Below are 20,154 nucleotides of genomic sequence, written 5' to 3'. Positions count from 1 at the left end.
TGGATGCGATCAAACAGGAGAGTGCGATGTCACGCGAACTCGAAGTGCAAAAGCTGCAGAAGGAATGGGATACCAACCCGCGTTGGAAGGGCATCAAGCGCGGTTATACGGCTGAAGACGTGGTGCGTCTGCGCGGTTCGCTGCAGATCGAGCACACGCTGGCCAAGCGTGGTGCCGAAAAGCTGTGGGACCTGATCAACAACGAGCCCTTCGTCAACGCCCTGGGCGCACTGACGGGCAACCAGGCCATGCAGCAGGTGAAGGCGGGCCTGAAGGCGATCTATCTGTCGGGCTGGCAGGTTGCGGGCGATGCCAACAGCAATGGCGAGATGTATCCGGACCAGTCGCTGTACTCGGTGGATTCGGTGCCCAAGGTCGTCAAGAAGATCAACAACACGTTCCAGCGCGCCGATCAGATCCAGTGGTCGGAAGGCAAGGACGACATCGACTTCTTCGCGCCGATCGTGGCCGATGCGGAAGCCGGTTTCGGCGGCGTGCTGAACGCGTTCGAACTGATGAAGGCCATGATCGAGGCCGGCGCGGCCGGCGTGCACTTTGAAGACCAGTTGGCCGCCGTGAAGAAGTGCGGCCACATGGGTGGCAAGGTGCTGGTGCCGACCCGCGAAGCCGTGAGCAAGCTCGTGGCCGCGCGTCTGGCTGCCGACGTGATGGGCGTGCCGACCGTGCTGATCGCCCGCACCGACGCAGAAGCTGCCGACCTGCTGACCACCGATGTGGACGAGAACGACAAGCCGTTCTGCACCGGCGAGCGCACCGTTGAAGGCTTCTACCGCACCAAGCCGGGCCTGCAGCAAGCCATCTCGCGCGGCTTGGCGTATGCGGAAGTGGCTGACCTCGTGTGGTGCGAGACCGGCAAGCCGGATCTCGAATACGCCAAGAAGTTTGCCGAAGCCATCCACGCCAAGTTCCCGGGCAAGATGCTGGCCTACAACTGCTCGCCGTCGTTCAACTGGAAGAAGAACCTGGACGACGTGACGATCGCCCGATTCCAGAAGGAACTCGGCGCGATGGGCTACAAGTTCCAGTTCATCACGCTGGCCGGTTTCCATGCCCTGAACTACTCGATGTTCAACCTGGCGTACGGCTATGCCCGCAACCAGATGAGCGCATTCGTGGAGCTGCAAGAGGCCGAGTTCAAGGCGGCGGAAAAGGGCTTCACCGCGGTGAAGCACCAGCGCGAAGTCGGCACGGGCTACTTCGACGCAGTGACGCAGACCATCGAACGCGAGGCGTCGACCACGGCGCTGAAGGGCTCGACCGAAGACGAACAATTCTTCGAAGAAACGGCGCAAGCCAAGAAGGTTGCCTGAGGTTGCCGACGCATCCGGCACCTAGGCAGCAGGGCCTGCCGTGCTGACCACACGCTGGCCTCTCGAACCGCGCTTCCTCAACGGCGCGGTTTTTTTTCGTCAGGCGCGCTTGAAGATCGATTCCAGATCCAGCGCCGACGTGGGTGTGGCGTGCAGGTCGAGCGAGTGCTCGATGTGCTCCAGATGCTCGCGCATCAGGTCGTGCGCACGCTTGGCATCGCCGGTGGCGATCGCTTCGGTCAGGGTGTCGTGCTCGTGTTCAGGGCAGGCGGGCAGGCCGGGGCGGTCATAGAGCGTGATGATCAGGCAGGTGCGCGACACCGCTTCGCGCGTCAGCCGTTCCAGCACATGGTTGCCGGCCATCTCGGCAATGAGGACGTGGTATTCGCCGGACAGACGGATGGTGGCCGCGCGGTCGCCGCGTTCGCGCGCGGCCTGTTCGGCGGCGATGTGTTCGCGCAGGCGTTTGGCCTTTGCCGGCGTGCACGCGTTTGCCAGCATGCTGGCCAGTTCGGGTTCGATGATGCGGCGGGTCTGGAAAACGTCGCGCGCCTCTTTCACGGAAGGCTGCGCGACGAACGCGCCCTTGTTCGGCACGAGGGTCACCAGATGCTCATGCGCCAGCCGGGCCAGCACCTGGCGGATGCGCGGCCGGCCGGCGCCGGTCGCTTCGCACAGCCGTTCTTCGACCAGCTTGGTGCCGGCCGGCAGTCGGTGCTCCATGATGGCCGTCAGCAGGCCCTGGTAGATCGGTTCGGCAGCTGGTTGGCTGTCGGCAGGTTCCCGTGCGGGTGCGGGCATGGCAGGTGGCGGTGCAGAAGAAAAAGCGGAATGGTGCATGGTAGCAAATGCGCCACTCCGCCTTGCGCTACGCCAACGCAAAGGGGGCAAGCATCCCTGTATAGGGTTTCGGAAGCGGCCGGGCCCAGTCGCCGCGCTTGCTGGTGGAAAGCCGCATGCCGACCAGCGCCTCGACCAGCTTCACCGCAGCCACCACACCGTCGATGACAGGCACGTGCAGCTCGGCGCTCAGGTCTTCACACAGGTCGGCCATGCCGGCACAGCCGAGCACGATGCAGTCGCTGCGGTCTTGCGCGAGCGCGCTGCGGCAGGCTTCGAGGATGATCTGGCGTGCGTTGGAGCCGGGTTTCTCCAGGTCCAGCACGGGGAGGTCGCTTGCATGCACGTTGCGGCACGCATGCCGCATGCCGTAGCGCTCGGCCAGGTGCCAGGCCATGCCGACGGTGCGCTCGAGCGTCGTCACCACGCTGAAGCTGTTGCCGATCAGGCTCGCCATGTGCATGGCCGCTTCAGCGATGCCGATTACCGGGCCGTGCGCGAGTTCACGTGCAGCGTAGAGGCCCGGATCGCCGAAGCAGGCGATGACGTAGGCATCGGCGCCATCGCGTTCGCCGTGGCGGATTTCTTCCAGGATGCCGGGCACCGAGAGCGCTTCGTCGTAATGGCTTTCGATGGAAGCCGGGCCCATCTTCGGGCTCACCGCCGTGATGCGCGTGCCCGACGCGGCCGCGGCCTGCGCGCAGCGGCCGATGAGCGCAGTCATGCTCGTCGTGGTGTTGGGGTTGATGATGCGGATGTCCATGTTGTTGATGCGTGGATGACGCCGGTTAGCGGGAGAGGGTGCTTTGCTTGCGGCTGAGCACGGTGTAGAGCACCAGCGCGATGCCCACGCCGATGAACCAGCTGTAATTGGCCAGCACATGCAGCCGTTCGAAGACCACGCACGCCATCGGAATCAGCGCGGACGGGATCATCGTCCAGACGGCGGCGGGGTTGTAGCCGTTGCGGTACCAGTAGCGGCCCGTGGGGCGCAGCGTGTAGAGATCGTCGACATGCACCTGCTGCCGCTGCACAAAGTAGTAGTCCGCGATCAGGATGCCGAACAGCGGGCCGATGAACGCGCCCAGCACGTCGATCGTGTAGTGGATCACCTCGGGGTTGTTGTAGAGGTTCCAGGGCGTGATGAAGATCGACGCGACTGCCGCGATCATGCCGCCCGTGCGCCAGCTGATGTGCTGCGGCGCCACGTTGGAAAAGTCGAACGCCGGCGACACGAAGTTGGCGACGATGTTGATGCCGATGGTCGCGATCATGAACGTGAGCGCGCCGAGCACGACGGCCGTGATGTTGTCGATGCGGGCAACCACGGCGACGGGGTCGGAGATCATCTCGCCGAACACCGGCAGCGTGGCCGAGGTGGTGATGACCGTCAGCAGCGCGAAGCCGAGAAAGTTGACCGGCAGCCCCCAGAAATTGCCGCGTTTGACGGAGGTGAAATCCTTGCCGTAGCGGGAGAAGTCACCAAAGTTCAGCATCGGGCCGGAGAAGTACGACACCACCAGCGCGATCCCGCCGAGCACCACCGGCACGGCATCCCAGCCCTCGTATTTGAGAAAGGAAAGCGTGAGGTTGATGTTGTTCCAGCCGGCCTTGTGCACCAGCCATGCGGCCAGCGCGATCATCACCACGTACACCGCCGGGCCCGCCCAGTCGATGAACTTGCGGATCGATTCCATGCCGTGCCAGAACACGAACGCCTGCAGGACCCACAGCAGCATGAACGCCGCCCAACCGAGCGTCGACAGGCCGACAAAGCCGTGCTGCGCGACGTCGGCATACGGCGCGAGCTGCGGCATGAACTTCAGCGCCAGCACGATGAACGCGCTCGATGCCAGATAGGTCTGGATGCCGTACCAGGCCACCGCAATCAGCCCGCGGATGATGGCCGGAATGTTGGCGCCCAGTACCCCGAACGACGCGCGGCAGATCACTGGATACGGCGTGCCCGTCGCCTGGCTGGGTTTGGCGACGAGGTTGCAGAACACCTGGACGATCACGATGCCCGCCAGCAATGCAAAGAGCACCTGCAGGCTCGACAGGCCCAGCGAGAACAGGCTTGCTGCCGTCAGATAACCGCCCACGCTGTGCACGTCGGACATCCAGAACGCGAAGATGTTGTAGGTGCCCCAGGACTGCTTGCGCAGCGGCGCCAGATCTTCGTTGGTGAGCCGCGGGTCGTAGTGCGGCTTGATGATGACGTGGGGATGCGCGTGTGGCGAATCAACCGCCTGCGCCGCCGAAGCGGTGGTCGTGGTCATGCTGTCTCCTTTGGTTTTTTGCCGGTTTCAGGACCGGGCGATCTTGTGCGCAAAAATGTACACAACTTGTTTTTGTTTTGTGTACAAAGTTGTATGCGTCAGGAAGCCAAGAGTCAAGGAGAAAAAAAAGCCGCCTGAAAAAGGCGGCTGGTTATCGTGCTTGCGGGAGGTCGCTTCAGCGGTAGACGATCACCGGAATCTCGGTATGCGTGAGCACCTTCTGCGTTTCGCTGCCGAGCAGCAGCCCGGCCAACCCGCGCCGCCCGTGCGAGGCCATGAAGATGACGTCGCAGCCATGGCGTTCGGCCGCGTCGATGATGCCCATGTACGGGACGGCGAAGCAGCTCATGTCGGTGTCGCAGCTGATGCCGGCGCTGACGGCGGCGTCTTCCACGTCCTTGAGGACCACGCGCGCTTGCGCTTCGACGCGCTCCTTGAACGCCTGGGGTGTCTCCACGACGATCTCGGAAAACGGCGTGTACGGGTATTCCTCCAGGCAGGTGTAGGCCGTCAGGCGCGCGCCCAGCGTCTTGGCGAAGTCGAGCGCCCCTGCCACCGCCTTGCGCGACAGCTCGGAACCATCGGTCGGGATGAGGATGTGCTGGAACATGCGGCCTCCTGAGGTGGGATGCGGGAAGACGTTCTTGTCTTGATTGTAGGCCGCATGCGGTGTTTCACCCACTCGGGGTGATTGCTAATCCATCCCGATCAAGGCGTCTGCCCGGCGCCAGTAGGCCGGGTTGCCATACGTGTTCTTGAGGAAGTCGATGAACAGCCGCACGCGCAGCGGCAGATGCTTGCGCTGCGGAAACACTGCGTGGATGCCGATCGGCGGTGCTTCAAAGGCGTCGAGCACTGTCACCAGCTTGCCCGTGGCAATGTCATGCCCGACCTCCCACCATGAGCGCCACGCCAGGCCGTAGCCCTGCAAACACCACTCGCGCAGCACGGCGCCGTCGGTGCATTCCATCGTGCCCGACACCTTCACGGTGACGGCCTTGCCGCCTTGCTGGAAGACCCAGCCGCGCTGCACGTTGGCGCTGGCGCCAAAGGCCAGGCAGTTGTGGGTGGAAAGCTGCTCCACCTGCGTCGGAACGCCACGGCGCTCCAGGTACGACGGCGCAGCCACCACCACGCGGCGGTTTTCCCACAGGCGGATCGACACGAGGCTCGAATCGGGCAGATCGCCCAGGCGGATGGCGCAGTCGAAACCTTCGTTGACGAGGTCGACGACGCGGTCGCCCAGGTCCAGCGTCATCGAAACATCCGGATGGGTCTCGATGAAGTCCGGCACCATCGGCGCGACATGACGGCGGCCGAAACCGGCGGGGGCGGTCACGCGCAGATGCCCGCTGGCTTTCACGCCACCAGCCGAGACGCTGGCCTCGGCGTTGTGCAAGTCGTTGAGAATGCGTTGGCAATCTTCGAGGAAGGCCGAGCCCTCGAACGTCAGCGTGATGCGCCGCGTGGTGCGGACGAGGAGTTTGACACCGAGGCGTTCTTCCAGCGCGTCGATACGGCGCCCGATGATGGCAGGCGCTACGCCTTCAGCGGCGGCGGCGGCGGATAAGCTGCCGCGCGTGGCGACGGCGACAAAGGTTTCGAGCTGCTTGAAATGATCCATGCCTGATGTATACCGTGCCGACCGGGGCCTGCGGGATTGTGACGAATATAAAGGTTATCACTCGTCATTCCGTCGGTAAAAGTTAAAGATCAAGTGACCATTGCCGTCTTTGTGCGGTGCGTCAGCTTTTCTACAATGGCCCTCGTTGCGAAGGTCGGCAAGGCGTTCTGCGTGATGGAACGCTCAATTGCGGGACTTTCGGGTCCGTGGAGCTTCTGATGAGTTCGATTCGCGCGGTGGTCTTCGATGCCTATGGCACGTTGTTCGACGTGTATTCCGTGGCCGCGCGCGCCGAGCAACTGTTTGCCGGCAAGGGCGAAGCGCTGTCGGTGCTGTGGCGCGACAAGCAGATCGACTACACGCGCATCCGCTCGCTGGCCGGCCCCTCGGGCGAACACTACAAGCCGTTCTGGGACATCACCGTCGATGCGCTGCGCTATGCGGCCGCACGCCTGGGTGTCGAGCTTTCGGCCCACGACGAAGCCACGCTGATGCGCGAATATGCGTGCCTGTCGGCGTTTCCCGAGAACGTGCCTGCGCTGCGCCGCCTGCGCGAGATGGGCTTGCCGCTGGGCATCCTCTCCAACGGCAACCCCCAGATGCTCGACATTGCGGTGAAGAGTGCCGGCATGTCCGGGCTGTTCGATCACGTGCTGTCGGTCGATGCGGTCAAGCTCTACAAGACCGCGCCGCAAGCCTACGCGCTGGCGCCACAAGCGTTTGGTGTGCCGGCGGAACAGATTCTGTTTGTCTCGTCCAATGGCTGGGATGCCTGCGGCGCGACTTGGTACGGCTTCACAACGTTCTGGATCAACCGCCTGGGGCATCCGCCCGAGGCGCTCGACGTGGCACCCACCGCGGCCGGCCACGACATGCGCGATCTGCTGCAGTTCGTGCAGGCAACACAAGCGACGTAAGGCATTGCATTGAATCGGTCCAGCCATAGGACCAAAGTAAGACCAAAACGCGTTCAACCCTCACATCATCTTCTGGAGAACAACCATGGCGCTCACGCTGCCCCAAGGCATGGAGATCAAGGCCGAGATTCTGCCGGCCTACGAAGACATTCTGACCCCCGAAGCACTGGCGCTGGTCGCCAAGCTCCACCGTGCCTTCCAGCCGCGTCGCAAAGAGCTGCTGGCTGCCCGTGTCGAGCGCGCCAAGCGCCTGGATGCCGGCGAGCGCCCGGATTTCCTGCCGGAAACGAAGGCCGTGCGTGAAGGCGACTGGAAGGTGGCTCCGATCCCGCCGGCACTGCATTGCCGCCGTGTCGAAATCACCGGTCCGGTCGATGCCAAGATGGTCATCAACGCGTTCAACTCGGGCGCGGACAGCTACATGACCGACTTCGAGGATTCGAACTCGCCGAGCTGGCACAACCAGATCCAGGGCCAGGTCAACCTGAAGGCCGCCATCCGCCGCACGCTCACGCTGGAGCAGAACGGCAAGACCTACAAGCTCAACGACAAGATCGCCACGCTGCAGGTGCGTCCGCGCGGCTGGCACCTCGACGAGAAGCATGTGCTGATCGACGGCGAGCGTGTGTCCGGCGGCATCTTCGACTTTGCGCTGTTCCTGTTCCACAACGCCAAGGAGCAGATCGCGCGCGGCGCCGGCCCGTTCTTCTACCTGCCGAAGATGGAAAGCCATCTGGAAGCGCGTCTGTGGAACGACATCTTCGTGATGGCGCAGAACGAGATCGGCCTGCCGCAAGGCACGATCAAGGCTACCGTGCTGATCGAAACCATCCTCGCCGCGTTCGAGATGGAAGAAATCCTGTACGAACTGCGTGAGCACAGCGCGGGCCTGAACGCCGGCCGCTGGGACTACATCTTCTCGTGCATCAAGAAGTTCAAGGTCGACAAGAACTTCTGCCTGGCCGACCGCGCCAAGGTGACGATGACCTCGCCGTTCATGCGTGCCTACGCGCTGCTGCTGCTCAAGACCTGCCACAAGCGCGGTGCACCCGCCATCGGCGGCATGAGCGCGCTGATCCCGATCAAGAACGATCCGGAGAAGAACGCCATCGCCATGGCCGGCATCATCAACGACAAGAAGCGCGACGCGACCGACGGTTACGACGGCGGCTGGGTGGCACACCCGGGCCTGGTCGAGCCGGCCATGAAGGAATTCGTGGCAGTGCTGGGCGACAAGCCGAACCAGTTCGAGAAGCAACGCCCCGACGTGGAAGTGAAGGCTGCCGACCTGCTGGACTTCCAGCCGGAAACGCCGATCACCGAAGCTGGCCTGCGCATGAACATCAACGTCGGCATCCACTACCTGGGTGCCTGGCTGGCCGGCAACGGTTGCGTGCCGATCCACAACCTGATGGAAGATGCCGCCACGGCAGAAATCTCGCGCTCGCAGGTGTGGCAGTGGATCCGCTCGCCCAAGGGCAAGCTGGAAGACGGCACCAAGGTCACGGCTGAACTGGTGCGCAAGCTGATCCCGGAAGAATTGGCCAAGGTGAAGGAGACGGGCGCGGTGGGCCACTTTGACCGCGCTGCAGAAATCTTCGAACAGATGTCGACGTCGGAAGACTTTGCGGAATTCCTGACGCTGCCGCTGTACGAAGAGATTTGAAGTTAAGCGACGCTTAAAGCGCGCTGAGGAAACGCCGGCCGGGGCAACCCGCCGGCGTTTTTTCATTTGGCGCAAGGCAGGCCAAGCCGCGCGATAATGTCACGAAATCTTGCGGAGGCCGCTTTGCGCTTTGAACACCTGGTGGAAGTCAACGATCCACTGAACCCCCTCATCGACACGCTGACCCTGAACCAGATCTGGCAAGGCCTGGTGCTGCGCGTGCGCGAGCAAACCGAATTTGTCGAAAGCCTGGACGAATGCATCATCACCGCTGAAGGCGACGGCTGGGTCGAGCGCGAACTCGTGTTCGGCAAGGCGCGCATCCAGGACCGCGTGACCCTCGAGCCCCACAAGCGCGTGACGTACACCACCGAAGCCACGGGCGAACACGCCGGCGGCTCGCTGACCATGACGATCGAGAGCAACGAGGCCAACGCCGCGTTCATCCGCTTCATCTACGACACGACGCTGCCCAACGCCGACGAAACCGGCGACACGCGCTACGCCGAGATCGTCAAATCCGCCTACCGCGAATCCGACATCGACACCGTGCGCCGCATCCGCGAGATCGCCGCCACCGGCCGCCTCGGCTGACGTGTCCCGCCCGTCCGGCGCTGGAGGAGGCGCCGGCCGGGCTTGCTCTGCCTGCACCCTGGTCGTCTCACACATCACGACAACGAGACCATGACGACATTCACGCCCACCCTGGAGGCGCTGCGCGCGCGTTACGGCGAGCGCTTCAAGTGGCTCGTTCTCTTCACGCTGATGGTGGGTGCGGTGTCGTCCGTCATCTCCGCCACCATCGTGAATGTGGCGATTCCCGATCTGAGCCGGCATTTCGTGCTCGGGCAGGAACGCGCGCAGTGGGTCTCAGCCAGCTTCATGGTGGCGATGACGTTGTCGATGCTGCTGACACCGTGGCTGCTGCTGCGTTTCGGGCTGCGTCGTACGTTTATCGGCGCGTTGCTGCTGCTGGGCGTCGGCGGGCTGGCGGGTGGCCTGTCGCCCAATTACGAAGTGATGATCGCCATGCGCGTCGTGGAAGGGATTGCGGCCGGCATCATGCAGCCGCTACCCAACATTCTGATCCTGCGCGTGTTTCCGGAGCGGGAGCAGGGCAAGGCATTCGGCCTGTTCGGTTTTGGTGTTGTGCTAGCGCCGGCCGTGGGCCCGAGCGTGGGCGGTTTCCTGGTGGAGTTGTTCGGCTGGCGCTCGATCTTCTTCGTGGTGATGCCGTTCACGCTGATCGGCTGGGCGATGGCGCGGCGCTTCATGGCCATCAACTCGTCGATGGCGGGCGAGCCCAAACCGCTTGATTGGCGCGGCCTGCTGTTGATCGGTGGTGCGACCGTCACGCTGCTCAACGGGCTGGTCGCGCTGCACGGCGATGCTGCACACGGCGTTGTGCTGATGCTCGTGTCGGCCGTGTGCCTGGCGGGCTTCGTGTTCTGGCAGCGGCGGGTGGATTCGCCGTTGCTCAACCTGCGGCTGTTCAGCTACCGGCAGTTTGCGATGGGGGCGGTCGTGGCCTTCATCTACGGGGCGGGGCTGTACGGCTCGACGTACCTCGTGCCGGTGTATATGCAGGTGGCGCTGGCGTATGCGCCGTCGCGCGCCGGGCTGGTGCTGCTGCCTGCCGGCTTAGTGCTGGCCGTCACGATCATGCTGGCCGGGCGGCTGACCAATCGCATCGAGCCGTTCCGGTTGGTCTCGTTCGGGCTGGCAGCGCTGGCGCTTTCGTTCTTCCTGATGGCGACCAACACCCGGGCAACGAGCTACTTGCTGCTCATCGCCATCGCCGTCATCGGGCGGATCGGGCTGGGTTTCGTGCTGCCGTCGCTGAGCCTGGGCGCCATGCGTGGTGTCGATTTCACGTTGATCGCGCAAGGCTCCAGCGCTGTCAATTTCCTGCGCCAATTGGGCGGGGCGATCGGCGTGTCGGCGACGGGCATTTTTCTGCAATGGCGGCTCGCCACGCGCGGTATCGAAACGGTGCACGGTGCGGCAGTCGACCCGGAGGCGCGCATCCTGGCCTTTGACGAGACCTTCATCTTTCTCGGCACGCTGTGCGCACTGGCCGTGCTGGCTGCATGGCGCATGCGCCGCCGCGAGCTGCCGTCTGCCATTCCCGCAGCGCAATAAAAAACCGGGCACGGGGCCCGGTTCTTCGTTGGCGATTCGACGATCAGGTCGTTGCGCCGCTCTTCAGTTCTTCGACGAGGTCGATGTACTTTTGCTTGGCCTCGTCCTGCGACGTGCCTTTCAGGCCTTCCCACGCCTCGAATTTGTAGCGGCCGACGATGTCGGTAAAGCCAGGCTTGTCGCAGTGTGCGTCACCTTCAGCGCCTTGCTTGTACAGCGCGTACAGACGCAGCAGCGTCATGTTGGCGGGGCGCTCGGAGAGGCCCTTGACGTCGATTTGGGCTTGGTCGAAACGGGCTTGCAGGTCGCTCATGATGATTCCCGGCTGAAAACAATGGTCTGGCGATGATAGCGCCGCGGTTCGGCGGTCGGGCCGTTTGAATTCGAGGACGGCTTCGGTTTTCTGCGCGATGTTTGGCCCGGTTTCCCGAGGCGCAGCCACGGGTTTGCGCATTCAGGCGCCACACCAGCCGGTACAATGCCGCCATGCCCTGGATTCTTGCTTTCGATACCTCCACCGAGTTCTGTTCCGTCGCCCTTGGTGATGGCACGCGCACGCTGTTCCGCCATGAACATACCGGCCCGCGCTCCAGTAGCCGCGTGCTGCCGGCGGCTTCCGAATTGCTGGCCGAGGCCGGTATCGCCCTGGCCGATTGCGCGGCGATTGCCTTTGGCGCCGGGCCGGGTTCCTTTACCGGGCTGCGCACAGCGTGCGGCGTGGCGCAGGGTTTGGCGTTTGGTGCCGATCTGCCGGTCGTGCCCGTCAACTCGCTTGTTGCCTGTGCCGAGCAGACGCGCGCAACGTTGCCCGGCGGCACAGCCGTGAGCATCGCGCTCGATGCGCGTATGGACGAGTGCTACTGGGCCAGCTTCGTTCCCGCCGATGCGGCGCAGGACGCATCGGGTTGGCACGCGCTTTCCGCCATCCAGGTCAGCGGGCCCCAAAACGTTATCGCGCCGTCGCAGCCGTATTGGCTGGCGGGCAACGCCGTAACGGTGTTCGGCGATCAGTTGAGCATCGCTGCAGGGGCCGCCGCTGTGTTGCCCGAAGTTGCGCCGCACGCTCGGGAAATCATCGCCGTGGGTCTGCGCCTGCTGGCCGCCGGCCATACCGTGCGGCCTGAAGATGCGGCGCCGCTCTATGTCCGTGACAAGGTCGCGCTCACCATTGAAGAGCGCCAAGCGGTGCAGCAGGCCAAGGCGGCCGCAGGTGCCCAGCCATGAGCCTGATCGACAACGCACTCGCCCGCGTCATCACGCAGGCGCCGCTGCCTGCGGGCTGGCGCGCAGAACGCATGACGGCACGCGATCTGGATGGCGTTGCGGCGGTGGAGCTGGCGGCGTTCAAATTTCCCTGGTCGCGCGGCAACTTTGAGGATTCGCTCAAGTCCGGCCACCTCGGCATTGTCTTGCGTGACGGCGGCAACGAGGTCGCGGGTTACCTGATTCTCATGCCGGTGGTGGACGAGATGCACCTGCTCAACGTGACGGTGGCACCGGCGTGGCAACGGCAAGGCCTCGGCCATTGGCTCATGCGTCTGGCAACAGCGCTCACGTTGGTGCATGGCTTCGGCAGCCTGCTGCTGGAAGTGCGTCCCTCCAATACCGGCGCGATTGCGCTGTATCACCGTATCGGGTTTGCCGAGATCGGCCGGCGCAAGCGCTATTACCCGGCTGAAAACAACACGCGCGAAGATGCGCTCGTCATGCGCATGGTGTGCGAGGCGAGCGGGGTGGAGGCCGCATGAATCGTCGATCCCGAATGCTCGAAGCGCTGGGCGTTTCGACCGAATGGACCTTGCGCGGGGCTGAGCCGGCCGGGGTGGAGGCCGTCGAGGTCGCTGTCGCCGAGCCGGTGGCCGTCGAGGTGGAAGCCGATTCGTTTGTCGCTGCCAACTCTGAGCCAGTGCGACTTGAAGCGCAAACGCCTGTCATGGAGGTGGAAGCGCCATCTGACACGGCTGTCCCACGCGCCCAGCGCATCGCCGCGTTCGACTGGGCACAGCTCGAAGCCGCCGTTTCCAACTGCACGTCGTGCAAGCTGTGCGAGCGCCGCACGAACACCGTGTTCGGCGTTGGCGATCGCGAGGCGGAATGGATGCTGATCGGCGAGGCGCCGGGCGAGCAGGAAGACAAGCAGGGCGAGCCGTTCGTCGGGCAGGCCGGCAAGTTGCTCGACAGCATGCTGCGATCGATCGGCCTGTCGCGCGAGAAGGGCGTGTTCATCGCCAACGTGCTCAAGTGCCGCCCGCCCGGCAATCGGGATCCGGAGCCGGACGAAGCCGCGATGTGCGATCCGTATCTCAAGCGTCAGATTGCGCTGGTCAAGCCGCGCATCATCGTCGTGCTGGGCCGCATTGCAGCGCAAAACCTGCTGCAGACGCAAACGCCTGTCGGCAAGCTGCGCGGCAAAGTGCATGAGGTGGAGGGTGTGCCCGTGGTGGTGACGTACCACCCGGCGTACCTCTTGCGCACGCTGACTGACAAGGCGCGTGCTTGGGAAGACCTCTGCCTGGCGCGCAAGATCTACGCGGAGCGCGGCGGCCAGTAGTCAGTTGCCCGCCTGCGGGGCGGGCACTGCGTCAGTGGTGCTTGTCTTCGCCGATGAGCGCGGCGGTGTGAAACAGCTTTTCGTTGAGGCGATGCCGGCGCATGACCAACGCCATCGTCACGCAGACGAAGATGCCGAACGACACGATCACGACGCTCACCGACACGTTGAGCTTGATGAGCAGCGCGTAGAGGCACAGCATCAGCAGCACGGAGACATTCTCGTTGAAGTTCTGCACGGCAATCGAGTGGCCGGCCGAGAGCAGCACGTGTCCGCGGTGCTGCAGCAGTGCGTTCATCGGCACCACGAAAAAGCCTGACATGGCGCCCACGATCATCAGGAACAGGTAGGCGATCATCATGTACAGCGGCAGCTTCATATGGCCGATGTGGAACGTGACTTCCGGGATCGTGTGCTTGGTGTAGAACGCCATCAGCATCACAACTGCGCCCATTGCCACGCCCACCGGCAGCACGTCGAGCGAGCGGCGCAGCGGAATCTTCACGGCGGCAGCCATGGCGCCGGCCGCCACGCCGACGGCCACCACGGCTTGCAGAATGGCGCCCTGCGAGAGATTCAGCTCCAGCGATTGCTCGGCCCACTTCAGCACGATGAATTGCAGCGTGGCGCCCGCGCCCCAGAACAGCGTCGTCACCGCCAGGGAGATCTGGCCCAGCTTGTCGCGCCACAGTGCGTTGAAGCAGTCGGCAAACTCCGAAATGAGACGTACCGGATTCTTTTCCTGCTGCGGATAGCGCGCGCCGGTGTCGGGAATGCGCGTATTGAACAGCGCCGCGATCAGGTAGATCACCATGATCACCAGCATCGCCGCTTCGGCTGGGGTGTCGATGCGCTCGAGCCCCGGAATGTCGAACGACAGCAGCCAGGCCGACACATGGTTTGAGATCAGCGCTCCGCCGAGCACGGTGCCCAGGATGATCGAGCCGACGGTAAGGCCTTCGATCCACCCATTGGCGGCGACGAGTTTTTCAGGGGGAAGGAGTTCGGTGAGGATGCCGTACTTGGCGGGCGAATAGGCCGCTGCACCAAAACCGACCACGCCATAGGCGAGCAGCGGGTGCAGACCGGTGAGCATCACACCGCAGCCCACCAGCTTGATTGCATTGGTGATGAGCATCACCTTGCCCTTGGGCCGGGAATCGGCAAACGCGCCGACGAATGCGGCAAGTAAAACGTAAGAGAGCACGAAGAACAGCTTGAGCAGCGGGGTCATCCACTGCGGCGCATGCATCTCTGTCAGAAGGGCGATGGCGGCAATGAGCAGCGCATTGTCGGCGAGCGACGAAAAAAACTGCGCCGCCATGATGGTGTAAAAACCCTTCTTCATACCTTCGAATTCATCCCCGTAGACCGCGGTGCCATCTTCCTCTTCACGACCTGCCGGCAGCATGCCGGCACTCGGAAGTGCCCCCCGGGGGTGCCGGCCAAGCGTTGCGACGGCCGACCGGCCGTGCAGCGCACAGGTGCGCGGTGGCGGCATCGAAGCCTGTGCCCGCGCGGGCTCCCCTGGTTGTGGTTCCCTTGGACGGGGCCCATGCAGTGCTGTAAGACATGCATCGCCGGGCAACCGCGGGAATCTTCACTGACAGACGTTCGGGCCATGCGTTCCGCCCGGAATGTGTTTTGGTCTCGCCTGCTCGCATGGTCAAACCGGATGTGACCGCATCGCGCAAAAAGAAGTGGCGGGTGCCCAACTTTCCTTATGCTGACAGCGCATCACAACTGTTTTCCCATGCCTGAATTGAACGGCTTTATATCATGAAACTTGTGCGCTTCCGGTGACGGCGGCGCACTTTCTTTTTGGCGCGCCGATGACAGCTGCGAACCAGTTGGCGTCCTGTGGTCAAATAGAACGCTCATCGCGTGAGGTCGGGCGCACCGGCCCCGCAACGTCCATTTGCCTGTTGCATTGCAGCACCGACGCCGCGCCACAAGCGCGCCATCGCATTCACGTTTTGCAGGTTTGCCGTCATGCCAAGACCCATCCAGGCCGTCATCCACGGCCCAGCACTTGCCAATAATCTCCAGGTTGCCCGCCGTCATGCGCCCAACTCGCGCGTGTGGGCCGTCGTCAAAGCCAACGCGTATGGCCACGGCATCGAACGCGTGTATGAAGGCCTGCGCCAGACCGACGGTTTCGGCCTGCTCGATCTGGACGAGGCCGTCCGCCTGCGCCAGCTCGGCTGGCAGGGGCCGATCCTTCTGCTGGAAGGTTTTTTCAAGCAGGAAGACCTGGCCATCGTCGAGCAGTACCGCCTGACCACCACCGTCCACTGCGAAGAGCAACTGCGCATGCTGGAACTGGCGCGCCCGAAAGGGCCCATCAGCGTGCAGCTCAAGATCAATACGGGCATGAGCCGCCTCGGCTTCGCGCCTGCCGCCTACCGCGCCGCGTGGGAGCGCGCCCGCGCCATTTCGGGCGTCGGCACGATCGTCCACATGACGCATTTTTCCGATGCCGACGGCCCGCGCGGCATCGAGCATCAACTCGTCGCGTTTGAACAGGCCACGCAAGGTTTGCCGGGCGAGGCGTCGCTTTCCAACTCCGCGGCCACGTTGTGGCACCCGAAAGCGCATCGCGACTGGGTGCGCCCGGGCGTGATCATGTACGGCGCCTCGCCGACGGGCGTGGCAGCGGACATCGACGGCACGGGCCTGATGCCGGCCATGTCGCTCAAGAGCGAGCTGATCGCCATTCAGGATCTGCAGCCCGGCGCGACGATCGGTTATGGCTCGCGTTTTGTTGTGGAACACCCGATGCGCATCGGCATCGTCGCGTGCGGTTATGCCGACGGCTACCCGCGTCATGCGCCCGGCTGGGACGGCAACCATACGCCGGTGCTGGTCGATGGCGTGCGCACGCATATCGTGGGCCGCGTGTCGATGGACATGATTACCGTGGACTTGGCGGGCGTGCCCGAAGCGCGCGTCGGCACCCCCGTCACGCTGTGGGGCGAAGGTTTGCCGATCGACGACGTCGCGCAGGCGTCCGGCACGGTCGGCTATGAGCTGATGTGTGCGTTGGCGCCGCGCGTGCCGGTGTCGGTTGAACCGGTCAGCACGGCAGAGGCCGGCGACCTGGGCAAGGCTGCCTGAGCGCAGCATCGTCAATACAAAGATCAAGCGGCGGCCGCCCATGCGCGGCGCCGTAAGCAGGGGGTTGTTTGGCCAAGAGCAAGACGGTCTATACGTGCACGGAATGTGGCGGCACGGCACCGAAGTGGGCGGGGCAGTGCCCGAATTGCCAGCAGTGGAACACGCTGGTGGAAACCGTCGCGCAGCCGACGTCCGGCGCGGGCGCGCGCTTCCAGTCGCTGGCGTCGAGCGCGACGGTACGCAAGCTGTCGGACATCGACGCGGTGGATGTGCCGCGCTTCTCCAGCGGCATCGACGAATTTGACCGCGTACTGGGCGGCGGCCTGGTCAGCGGCGGTGTAGTCCTCATTGGCGGCGATCCGGGGATCGGTAAATCGACGCTGTTGCTGCAGGCGCTGTCCAACCTGTCGACCGATCGGCGGGTGCTGTACGTAAGCGGCGAAGAATCCGGCTCGCAGATCGCGCTGCGTGCACGGCGCCTGGGCATCGAAAGCCCGAACCTCGCGCTGCTGGCAGAAATCCAGCTTGAGCGCATCCAGGCGACCATCGAGACGGAAAAGCCGGAAGTCGTCGTCATCGATTCGATCCAGACGCTGTATTCCGAGGCGCTGACCTCGGCGCCGGGCTCCGTGGCGCAGGTGCGCGAGTGCGCGGCGCAGCTGACGCGCATTGCCAAGCGGCTGGATGTGACCACCATTCTGGTCGGCCATGTGACCAAGGAAGGCGCGCTGGCGGGCCCCCGTGTGCTCGAACACATTGTCGATACGGTGCTGTATTTCGAGGGCGATACGCATTCCGCCTACCGGCTGGTGCGTGCGTTCAAGAACCGTTTTGGCGCCGTCAACGAGTTGGGCGTGTTTGCGATGACGGAGCGCGGCCTGCGCGGCGTGGCCAATCCGTCGGCGCTGTTCCTGTCGCAGCACGAGCAGGTGGTGCCGGGTTCGTGCGTGCTGGTAACGCAGGAAGGCACGCGGCCGCTGCTGGTCGAAATCCAGGCGCTGGTGGATACGGCCAACGTGCCGAATCCGCGCCGCTTGGCGGTGGGGCTGGAACAGAACCGGCTCGCGATGTTGCTGGCGGTGCTGCACCGTCATGCCGGCATTGCGTGCTTCGATCAGGACGTGTTTCTCAACGCGGTGGGCGGCGTGAAGATTACCGAACCGGCGGCGGACTTGGCGGTGCTGTTGGCGATCCACTCGTCGATGCGCAACAAGGCGCTGCCGCGCGGGCTGGTGGTGTTCGGCGAGATCGGCCTGGCCGGGGAAATCCGCCCGACGCCGCGCGGCCAGGAGCGGTTGAAGGAAGCCGCCAAGCTGGGCTTCTCGATTGCCGTGATCCCGAAATCCAACGCCCCCAAGCAGGCGATCGACGGGCTGGAGGTCATTGCCGTCGAGCGCATTGAACAGGCGATCGACCGGGTGCGGTCGCTGGAGGCTTGATCGTTCAACATTTCGCAACGGTATCGCTGATGCCATTTGAAAATGCATGTGCCGTTGCGGTGCGATAATCCGCCAACTTTTCTCCATGACTTCTCTGAACTGACGCCGCCATGCAAGCCAACTCGCGCGCCTTTTTCCTGCTGATTGCCGTGATCTCCTTCGGGTTGGTCGGCTATGCGCTGTACCTGCAGCACGTTGAGGGGCTGCAGCCATGCCCCCTGTGCATCCTGCAGCGGTTTGCGTTCCTCGGCATCGGCGTGTTCTCGCTGCTGGCGGCGCTGTCGTCGGCCACGCGGCTGCTGTGGCACGGGCTCGGCATGCTGTCGGGGCTGGCCGGCCTGTGTGTCGCGGGGTACCACGTATCACTGCTGCTGAACCCCAAGGCAACGTGCGGCATCGATCCGATCGAGAACTGGGTCAACGCGCTGCCGACTGCCAAATGGTTGCCCCAGGTGTTCGAAGCCGATGGCCTGTGCGTCGGGCCGATGCCGCCGGTGCTGGGCCTGTCGGTGCCGGTGTGGTCGCTGATCTGGCTGGTGATTCTGTCGCTGACGCTGGTGGTGGGGATGATCCGCCGCGAGCGCCGCTGAGCCGGGGCCGCCGATCATGCAACGCGTGCTGGTGAGTGCCTGCCTGCTGGGCCAGCCGGTGCGCTATGACGGCGGCACGGTCGCCACCGAGGGCGGCATCCTGGCGCGCTGGCAGATGGAAGGGCGCATCGTGCCGATGTGCCCGGAGATGGCCGGCGGTTTGCCGGTGCCGCGTCTGCCCGCAGAAATTCACGGCGAGGGCGGTGGCGCGGCGGTACTGCGCGGCGCAGCCCGTGTCGTCGAACACCACGGCCACGATGTCACCGAAGCGTTTCTCCAAGGCGCGCAGCGCGCACTGGAAGCGGCGCAGGTGGCCGGCGTGCAAGTCGCCGTGCTCACCGAGCGCAGCCCGTCTTGCGGTTCTGCGTTTCTCTACGACGGGACGTTTTCCAGCCAGCTGCAGGAAGGCGAGGGCGTGACGGCAGCGCTGCTGCGTCAACACGGCATCCGCGTGTTCAGCCAGCACGAGTTGGAAGAAGCCGGGCGCCTGCTCGATGCGCTCGACGCGCAGGACCGCGCCGATTCGTCAATCGGCAAACCGTAGCGGCAAGGCGAGCTGCACGGGCTCGCCGTTCTCCTTCACCACGCTGTTGCGCTCGACAAAGAGCGGATGTTGCAACGCTTCTTCCATGCGCAGCACGGGCGTGACGCAGCAATCGGCATCGGCAAAACGGGCGGTCCATTCGGCTTGCGTGGCGGTCAGGAAGAGCGCAGCAAGTTCATCGCGAATGGCGCGTGCCTCATCGCCGCCGACGCGCTGGCCGAGCGCCCAGTGCTGCGCTTTCCATTCGGGCTTTTCGATGACCTCGCACATCGCCTGCCAGAACTTCAATTCGAGCGCGCCGACGGCCATGAAGCGATCGTCCGCCGTGCGATATACGCCGTAGCACGGCACGCCGCCATTGAGCAGATCGGCGCCCGCGGGGCTGGCCTTGCCGCGCGTGCCGACGGCAAAGAACGCCATCAGGTTGTGCGCGAACACCGACTCCGTCATCGATACGTCGATGTAGCGGCCGCGGCCCGTGGCGCGCGCGTCGACCAGCGCGGCCAGGATGCCGACCACCGCCGTGAGCGCGCCGCCCAGCAGGTCGCCGATCTGCACGTTCGGGACGATGGGCGTGCCGTCTGTGCTGGCGAGCTGGTCGAGCATGCCCGCATAGCCGACGTAGTTGATGTCATGGCCGGCGGCTTGCGCCAGCGGGCCGTCCTGGCCGTAGCCGCTGATGGAACACATGACGAGCGCCGGGTTGGCCGCGCGCAGGGTGTCCCAGCCGACACCGAGGCGCGCCATGACGCCAGGGCGGAAGCTTTCGATGAGCACATCGGCGTGGCGTACGAGTTCGATGAGCGCGTCGCGGTCTTCGGCGCGTTTCAGGTCGAGCCGCATTTCGGTCTTGCCGCGATTGAGCGAGCGGAAGAACAGGCTCGGGCGTTCTGCCGCGCGGTCGGCGGGGGTGCGCATCATGTCGCGCGCGTAGTCGCCGGCGCCGGGGTCTTCGATCTTGATGACTTCTGCGCCGAGATCGGCCAGGTGGCGCGTGGCGGCCGGGCCGGGCAGCAGGCGCGTGAGGTCGAGCACGCGCACGCCGGTCAGTGGCTGATGCGTGGCGGTGTCCGGCGACGGCGATGTCATCAACAGGTCTCCTTGGCCGGACGCG

General features: G+C 64.4%; 20 protein-coding genes. 12 read left to right on the top strand and 8 right to left on the bottom strand.

Annotated elements, in window-relative coordinates:
* The first annotated feature begins 26 nt into the window (after window positions 1–26).
* Window positions 27–1,331: an isocitrate lyase gene (gene aceA / locus ABIC76_RS18510; RefSeq protein WP_024975843.1), complete on the top strand. Its 1,305-nt coding sequence runs from the start codon at window positions 27–29 to the stop codon at window positions 1,329–1,331.
* A gap of 99 nt (window positions 1,332–1,430) precedes the next feature.
* On the opposite strand, the gene ABIC76_RS18505 is transcribed toward aceA, so the two are convergent.
* The 5 genes from ABIC76_RS18505 to ABIC76_RS18485 form a co-directional block, all read right to left on the bottom strand.
* On the bottom strand, window positions 1,431–2,171 hold the full coding sequence (locus ABIC76_RS18505) for a GntR family transcriptional regulator (RefSeq protein WP_354534864.1): 741 nt from the start codon (window positions 2,169–2,171) through the stop codon (window positions 1,431–1,433).
* Between the two features lie 28 nt (window positions 2,172–2,199).
* Window positions 2,200–2,934 carry an aspartate/glutamate racemase family protein gene (locus ABIC76_RS18500; protein ID WP_092970622.1) on the bottom strand — a complete coding sequence of 245 codons (735 nt, stop codon included), beginning with the start codon at window positions 2,932–2,934 and terminating at the stop codon, window positions 2,200–2,202.
* A 25-nt stretch (window positions 2,935–2,959) separates the two neighbouring features.
* Window positions 2,960–4,450: an NCS1 family nucleobase:cation symporter-1 gene (locus ABIC76_RS18495; protein WP_354534863.1), complete on the bottom strand. Its 1,491-nt coding sequence runs from the start codon at window positions 4,448–4,450 to the stop codon at window positions 2,960–2,962.
* A gap of 175 nt (window positions 4,451–4,625) precedes the next feature.
* Window positions 4,626–5,060, bottom strand: coding sequence for a universal stress protein (locus ABIC76_RS18490; RefSeq protein ID WP_147216580.1), 435 nt, complete (start codon window positions 5,058–5,060; stop codon window positions 4,626–4,628).
* Window positions 5,061–5,144: 84 nt separating this feature from the next.
* On the bottom strand, window positions 5,145–6,074 hold the full coding sequence (locus tag ABIC76_RS18485) for a LysR family transcriptional regulator (RefSeq protein ID WP_004626580.1): 930 nt from the start codon (window positions 6,072–6,074) through the stop codon (window positions 5,145–5,147).
* Between the two features lie 218 nt (window positions 6,075–6,292).
* On the opposite strand from ABIC76_RS18485, the gene ABIC76_RS18480 reads away from it, so the two are divergent.
* The 4 genes from ABIC76_RS18480 (at window position 6,293) to ABIC76_RS18465 (ending at window position 10,799) form a co-directional block, all read left to right on the top strand.
* Complete coding sequence (locus ABIC76_RS18480) at window positions 6,293–6,991, top strand: haloacid dehalogenase type II (protein ID WP_012761859.1); 699 nt, start codon at window positions 6,293–6,295, stop codon at window positions 6,989–6,991.
* Window positions 6,992–7,076: 85 nt separating this feature from the next.
* Window positions 7,077–8,657: a malate synthase A gene (gene aceB, locus ABIC76_RS18475; protein ID WP_102067094.1), complete on the top strand. Its 1,581-nt coding sequence runs from the start codon at window positions 7,077–7,079 to the stop codon at window positions 8,655–8,657.
* Window positions 8,658–8,780: 123 nt separating this feature from the next.
* Window positions 8,781–9,251: an SRPBCC family protein gene (locus ABIC76_RS18470; RefSeq protein ID WP_027677508.1), complete on the top strand. Its 471-nt coding sequence runs from the start codon at window positions 8,781–8,783 to the stop codon at window positions 9,249–9,251.
* A 90-nt stretch (window positions 9,252–9,341) separates the two neighbouring features.
* Complete coding sequence (locus tag ABIC76_RS18465) at window positions 9,342–10,799, top strand: DHA2 family efflux MFS transporter permease subunit (RefSeq protein ID WP_354534862.1); 1,458 nt, start codon at window positions 9,342–9,344, stop codon at window positions 10,797–10,799.
* Between the two features lie 43 nt (window positions 10,800–10,842).
* On the opposite strand, the gene ABIC76_RS18460 is transcribed toward ABIC76_RS18465, so the two are convergent.
* Window positions 10,843–11,112 (bottom strand): acyl-CoA-binding protein, encoded by a 270-nt coding sequence (locus ABIC76_RS18460; RefSeq protein WP_354534861.1) that lies wholly within the window; start codon window positions 11,110–11,112, stop codon window positions 10,843–10,845.
* A gap of 173 nt (window positions 11,113–11,285) precedes the next feature.
* Between ABIC76_RS18460 and tsaB the strand changes: the two genes are divergently transcribed.
* From tsaB to ABIC76_RS18445, 3 genes are read left to right on the top strand one after another with little or no spacing between them, the layout of a single operon-like run.
* Window positions 11,286–12,023: a tRNA (adenosine(37)-N6)-threonylcarbamoyltransferase complex dimerization subunit type 1 TsaB gene (gene tsaB / locus ABIC76_RS18455; protein ID WP_354534860.1), complete on the top strand. Its 738-nt coding sequence runs from the start codon at window positions 11,286–11,288 to the stop codon at window positions 12,021–12,023.
* The gene (rimI, locus tag ABIC76_RS18450) at window positions 12,020–12,547 is read left to right on the top strand and encodes a ribosomal protein S18-alanine N-acetyltransferase (RefSeq protein WP_354534859.1); all 528 of its coding nucleotides are present in this window, start codon (window positions 12,020–12,022) and stop codon (window positions 12,545–12,547) included. Before tsaB ends, rimI begins: the two co-directional genes overlap by 4 nt.
* Entirely contained in the window at window positions 12,544–13,350 is an 807-nt protein-coding gene (locus tag ABIC76_RS18445) for a uracil-DNA glycosylase (protein ID WP_354534858.1), read from the top strand. Before rimI ends, ABIC76_RS18445 begins: the two co-directional genes overlap by 4 nt.
* A 31-nt stretch (window positions 13,351–13,381) precedes the next feature.
* On the opposite strand, the gene lplT is transcribed toward ABIC76_RS18445, so the two are convergent.
* Window positions 13,382–14,698 carry a lysophospholipid transporter LplT gene (lplT, locus tag ABIC76_RS18440; protein ID WP_027677502.1) on the bottom strand — a complete coding sequence of 439 codons (1,317 nt, stop codon included), beginning with the start codon at window positions 14,696–14,698 and terminating at the stop codon, window positions 13,382–13,384.
* 644 nt (window positions 14,699–15,342) lie between these two features.
* On the opposite strand from lplT, the gene alr reads away from it, so the two are divergent.
* The 4 genes from alr to ABIC76_RS18420 all read left to right on the top strand — a co-directional run bounded on the left by alr (window position 15,343) and on the right by ABIC76_RS18420 (window position 19,040).
* Entirely contained in the window at window positions 15,343–16,467 is a 1,125-nt protein-coding gene (alr, locus tag ABIC76_RS18435) for an alanine racemase (protein ID WP_354534857.1), read from the top strand.
* Window positions 16,468–16,535: 68 nt separating this feature from the next.
* On the top strand, window positions 16,536–17,906 hold the full coding sequence (radA, locus tag ABIC76_RS18430; protein WP_009238271.1) for a DNA repair protein RadA: 1,371 nt from the start codon (window positions 16,536–16,538) through the stop codon (window positions 17,904–17,906).
* Window positions 17,907–18,016: 110 nt separating this feature from the next.
* Window positions 18,017–18,496: a disulfide bond formation protein B gene (locus ABIC76_RS18425; RefSeq protein WP_232042687.1), complete on the top strand. Its 480-nt coding sequence runs from the start codon at window positions 18,017–18,019 to the stop codon at window positions 18,494–18,496.
* 16 nt (window positions 18,497–18,512) lie between these two features.
* Window positions 18,513–19,040 (top strand): 2-thiouracil desulfurase family protein, encoded by a 528-nt coding sequence (locus ABIC76_RS18420; protein ID WP_354534856.1) that lies wholly within the window; start codon window positions 18,513–18,515, stop codon window positions 19,038–19,040.
* On the opposite strand, the gene ABIC76_RS18415 is transcribed toward ABIC76_RS18420, so the two are convergent.
* Complete coding sequence (locus tag ABIC76_RS18415) at window positions 19,023–20,129, bottom strand: CaiB/BaiF CoA transferase family protein (RefSeq protein WP_354534855.1); 1,107 nt, start codon at window positions 20,127–20,129, stop codon at window positions 19,023–19,025. The two genes, ABIC76_RS18420 and ABIC76_RS18415, sit on opposite strands and share 18 nt — an antisense overlap.
* Window positions 20,130–20,154 lie beyond the last annotated feature (25 nt).

The sequence above is a fragment of the Ralstonia sp. 1138 genome (assembly GCF_040544795.1).
GTDB classification, from domain to species: Bacteria; Pseudomonadota; Gammaproteobacteria; order Burkholderiales; family Burkholderiaceae; genus Ralstonia; species Ralstonia flatus.
This window is presented reverse-complemented; position numbering and strand designations above follow the sequence as displayed.

Coding starts and splice junctions, on each gene's coding strand:
- aceA (WP_024975843.1), top strand. CDS start 27: ATGTCACGCGAACTCGAAGTGCAAAAGCTGCAGAAGGAATGGGATACC.
- ABIC76_RS18465 (WP_354534862.1), top strand. CDS start 9,342: ATGACGACATTCACGCCCACCCTGGAGGCGCTGCGCGCGCGTTACGGC.
- ABIC76_RS18495 (WP_354534863.1), bottom strand. CDS start 4,450: ATGACCACGACCACCGCTTCGGCGGCGCAGGCGGTTGATTCGCCACAC.
- ABIC76_RS18490 (WP_147216580.1), bottom strand. CDS start 5,060: ATGTTCCAGCACATCCTCATCCCGACCGATGGTTCCGAGCTGTCGCGC.
- ABIC76_RS18500 (WP_092970622.1), bottom strand. CDS start 2,934: ATGGACATCCGCATCATCAACCCCAACACCACGACGAGCATGACTGCG.
- ABIC76_RS18460 (WP_354534861.1), bottom strand. CDS start 11,112: ATGAGCGACCTGCAAGCCCGTTTCGACCAAGCCCAAATCGACGTCAAG.
- alr (WP_354534857.1), top strand. CDS start 15,343: ATGCCAAGACCCATCCAGGCCGTCATCCACGGCCCAGCACTTGCCAAT.
- ABIC76_RS18420 (WP_354534856.1), top strand. CDS start 18,513: ATGCAACGCGTGCTGGTGAGTGCCTGCCTGCTGGGCCAGCCGGTGCGC.
- ABIC76_RS18505 (WP_354534864.1), bottom strand. CDS start 2,171: ATGCACCATTCCGCTTTTTCTTCTGCACCGCCACCTGCCATGCCCGCA.
- ABIC76_RS18480 (WP_012761859.1), top strand. CDS start 6,293: ATGAGTTCGATTCGCGCGGTGGTCTTCGATGCCTATGGCACGTTGTTC.
- ABIC76_RS18415 (WP_354534855.1), bottom strand. CDS start 20,129: ATGACATCGCCGTCGCCGGACACCGCCACGCATCAGCCACTGACCGGC.
- ABIC76_RS18485 (WP_004626580.1), bottom strand. CDS start 6,074: ATGGATCATTTCAAGCAGCTCGAAACCTTTGTCGCCGTCGCCACGCGC.
- tsaB (WP_354534860.1), top strand. CDS start 11,286: ATGCCCTGGATTCTTGCTTTCGATACCTCCACCGAGTTCTGTTCCGTC.
- lplT (WP_027677502.1), bottom strand. CDS start 14,698: ATGAAGAAGGGTTTTTACACCATCATGGCGGCGCAGTTTTTTTCGTCG.
- rimI (WP_354534859.1), top strand. CDS start 12,020: ATGAGCCTGATCGACAACGCACTCGCCCGCGTCATCACGCAGGCGCCG.
- aceB (WP_102067094.1), top strand. CDS start 7,077: ATGGCGCTCACGCTGCCCCAAGGCATGGAGATCAAGGCCGAGATTCTG.
- ABIC76_RS18445 (WP_354534858.1), top strand. CDS start 12,544: ATGAATCGTCGATCCCGAATGCTCGAAGCGCTGGGCGTTTCGACCGAA.
- ABIC76_RS18425 (WP_232042687.1), top strand. CDS start 18,017: ATGCAAGCCAACTCGCGCGCCTTTTTCCTGCTGATTGCCGTGATCTCC.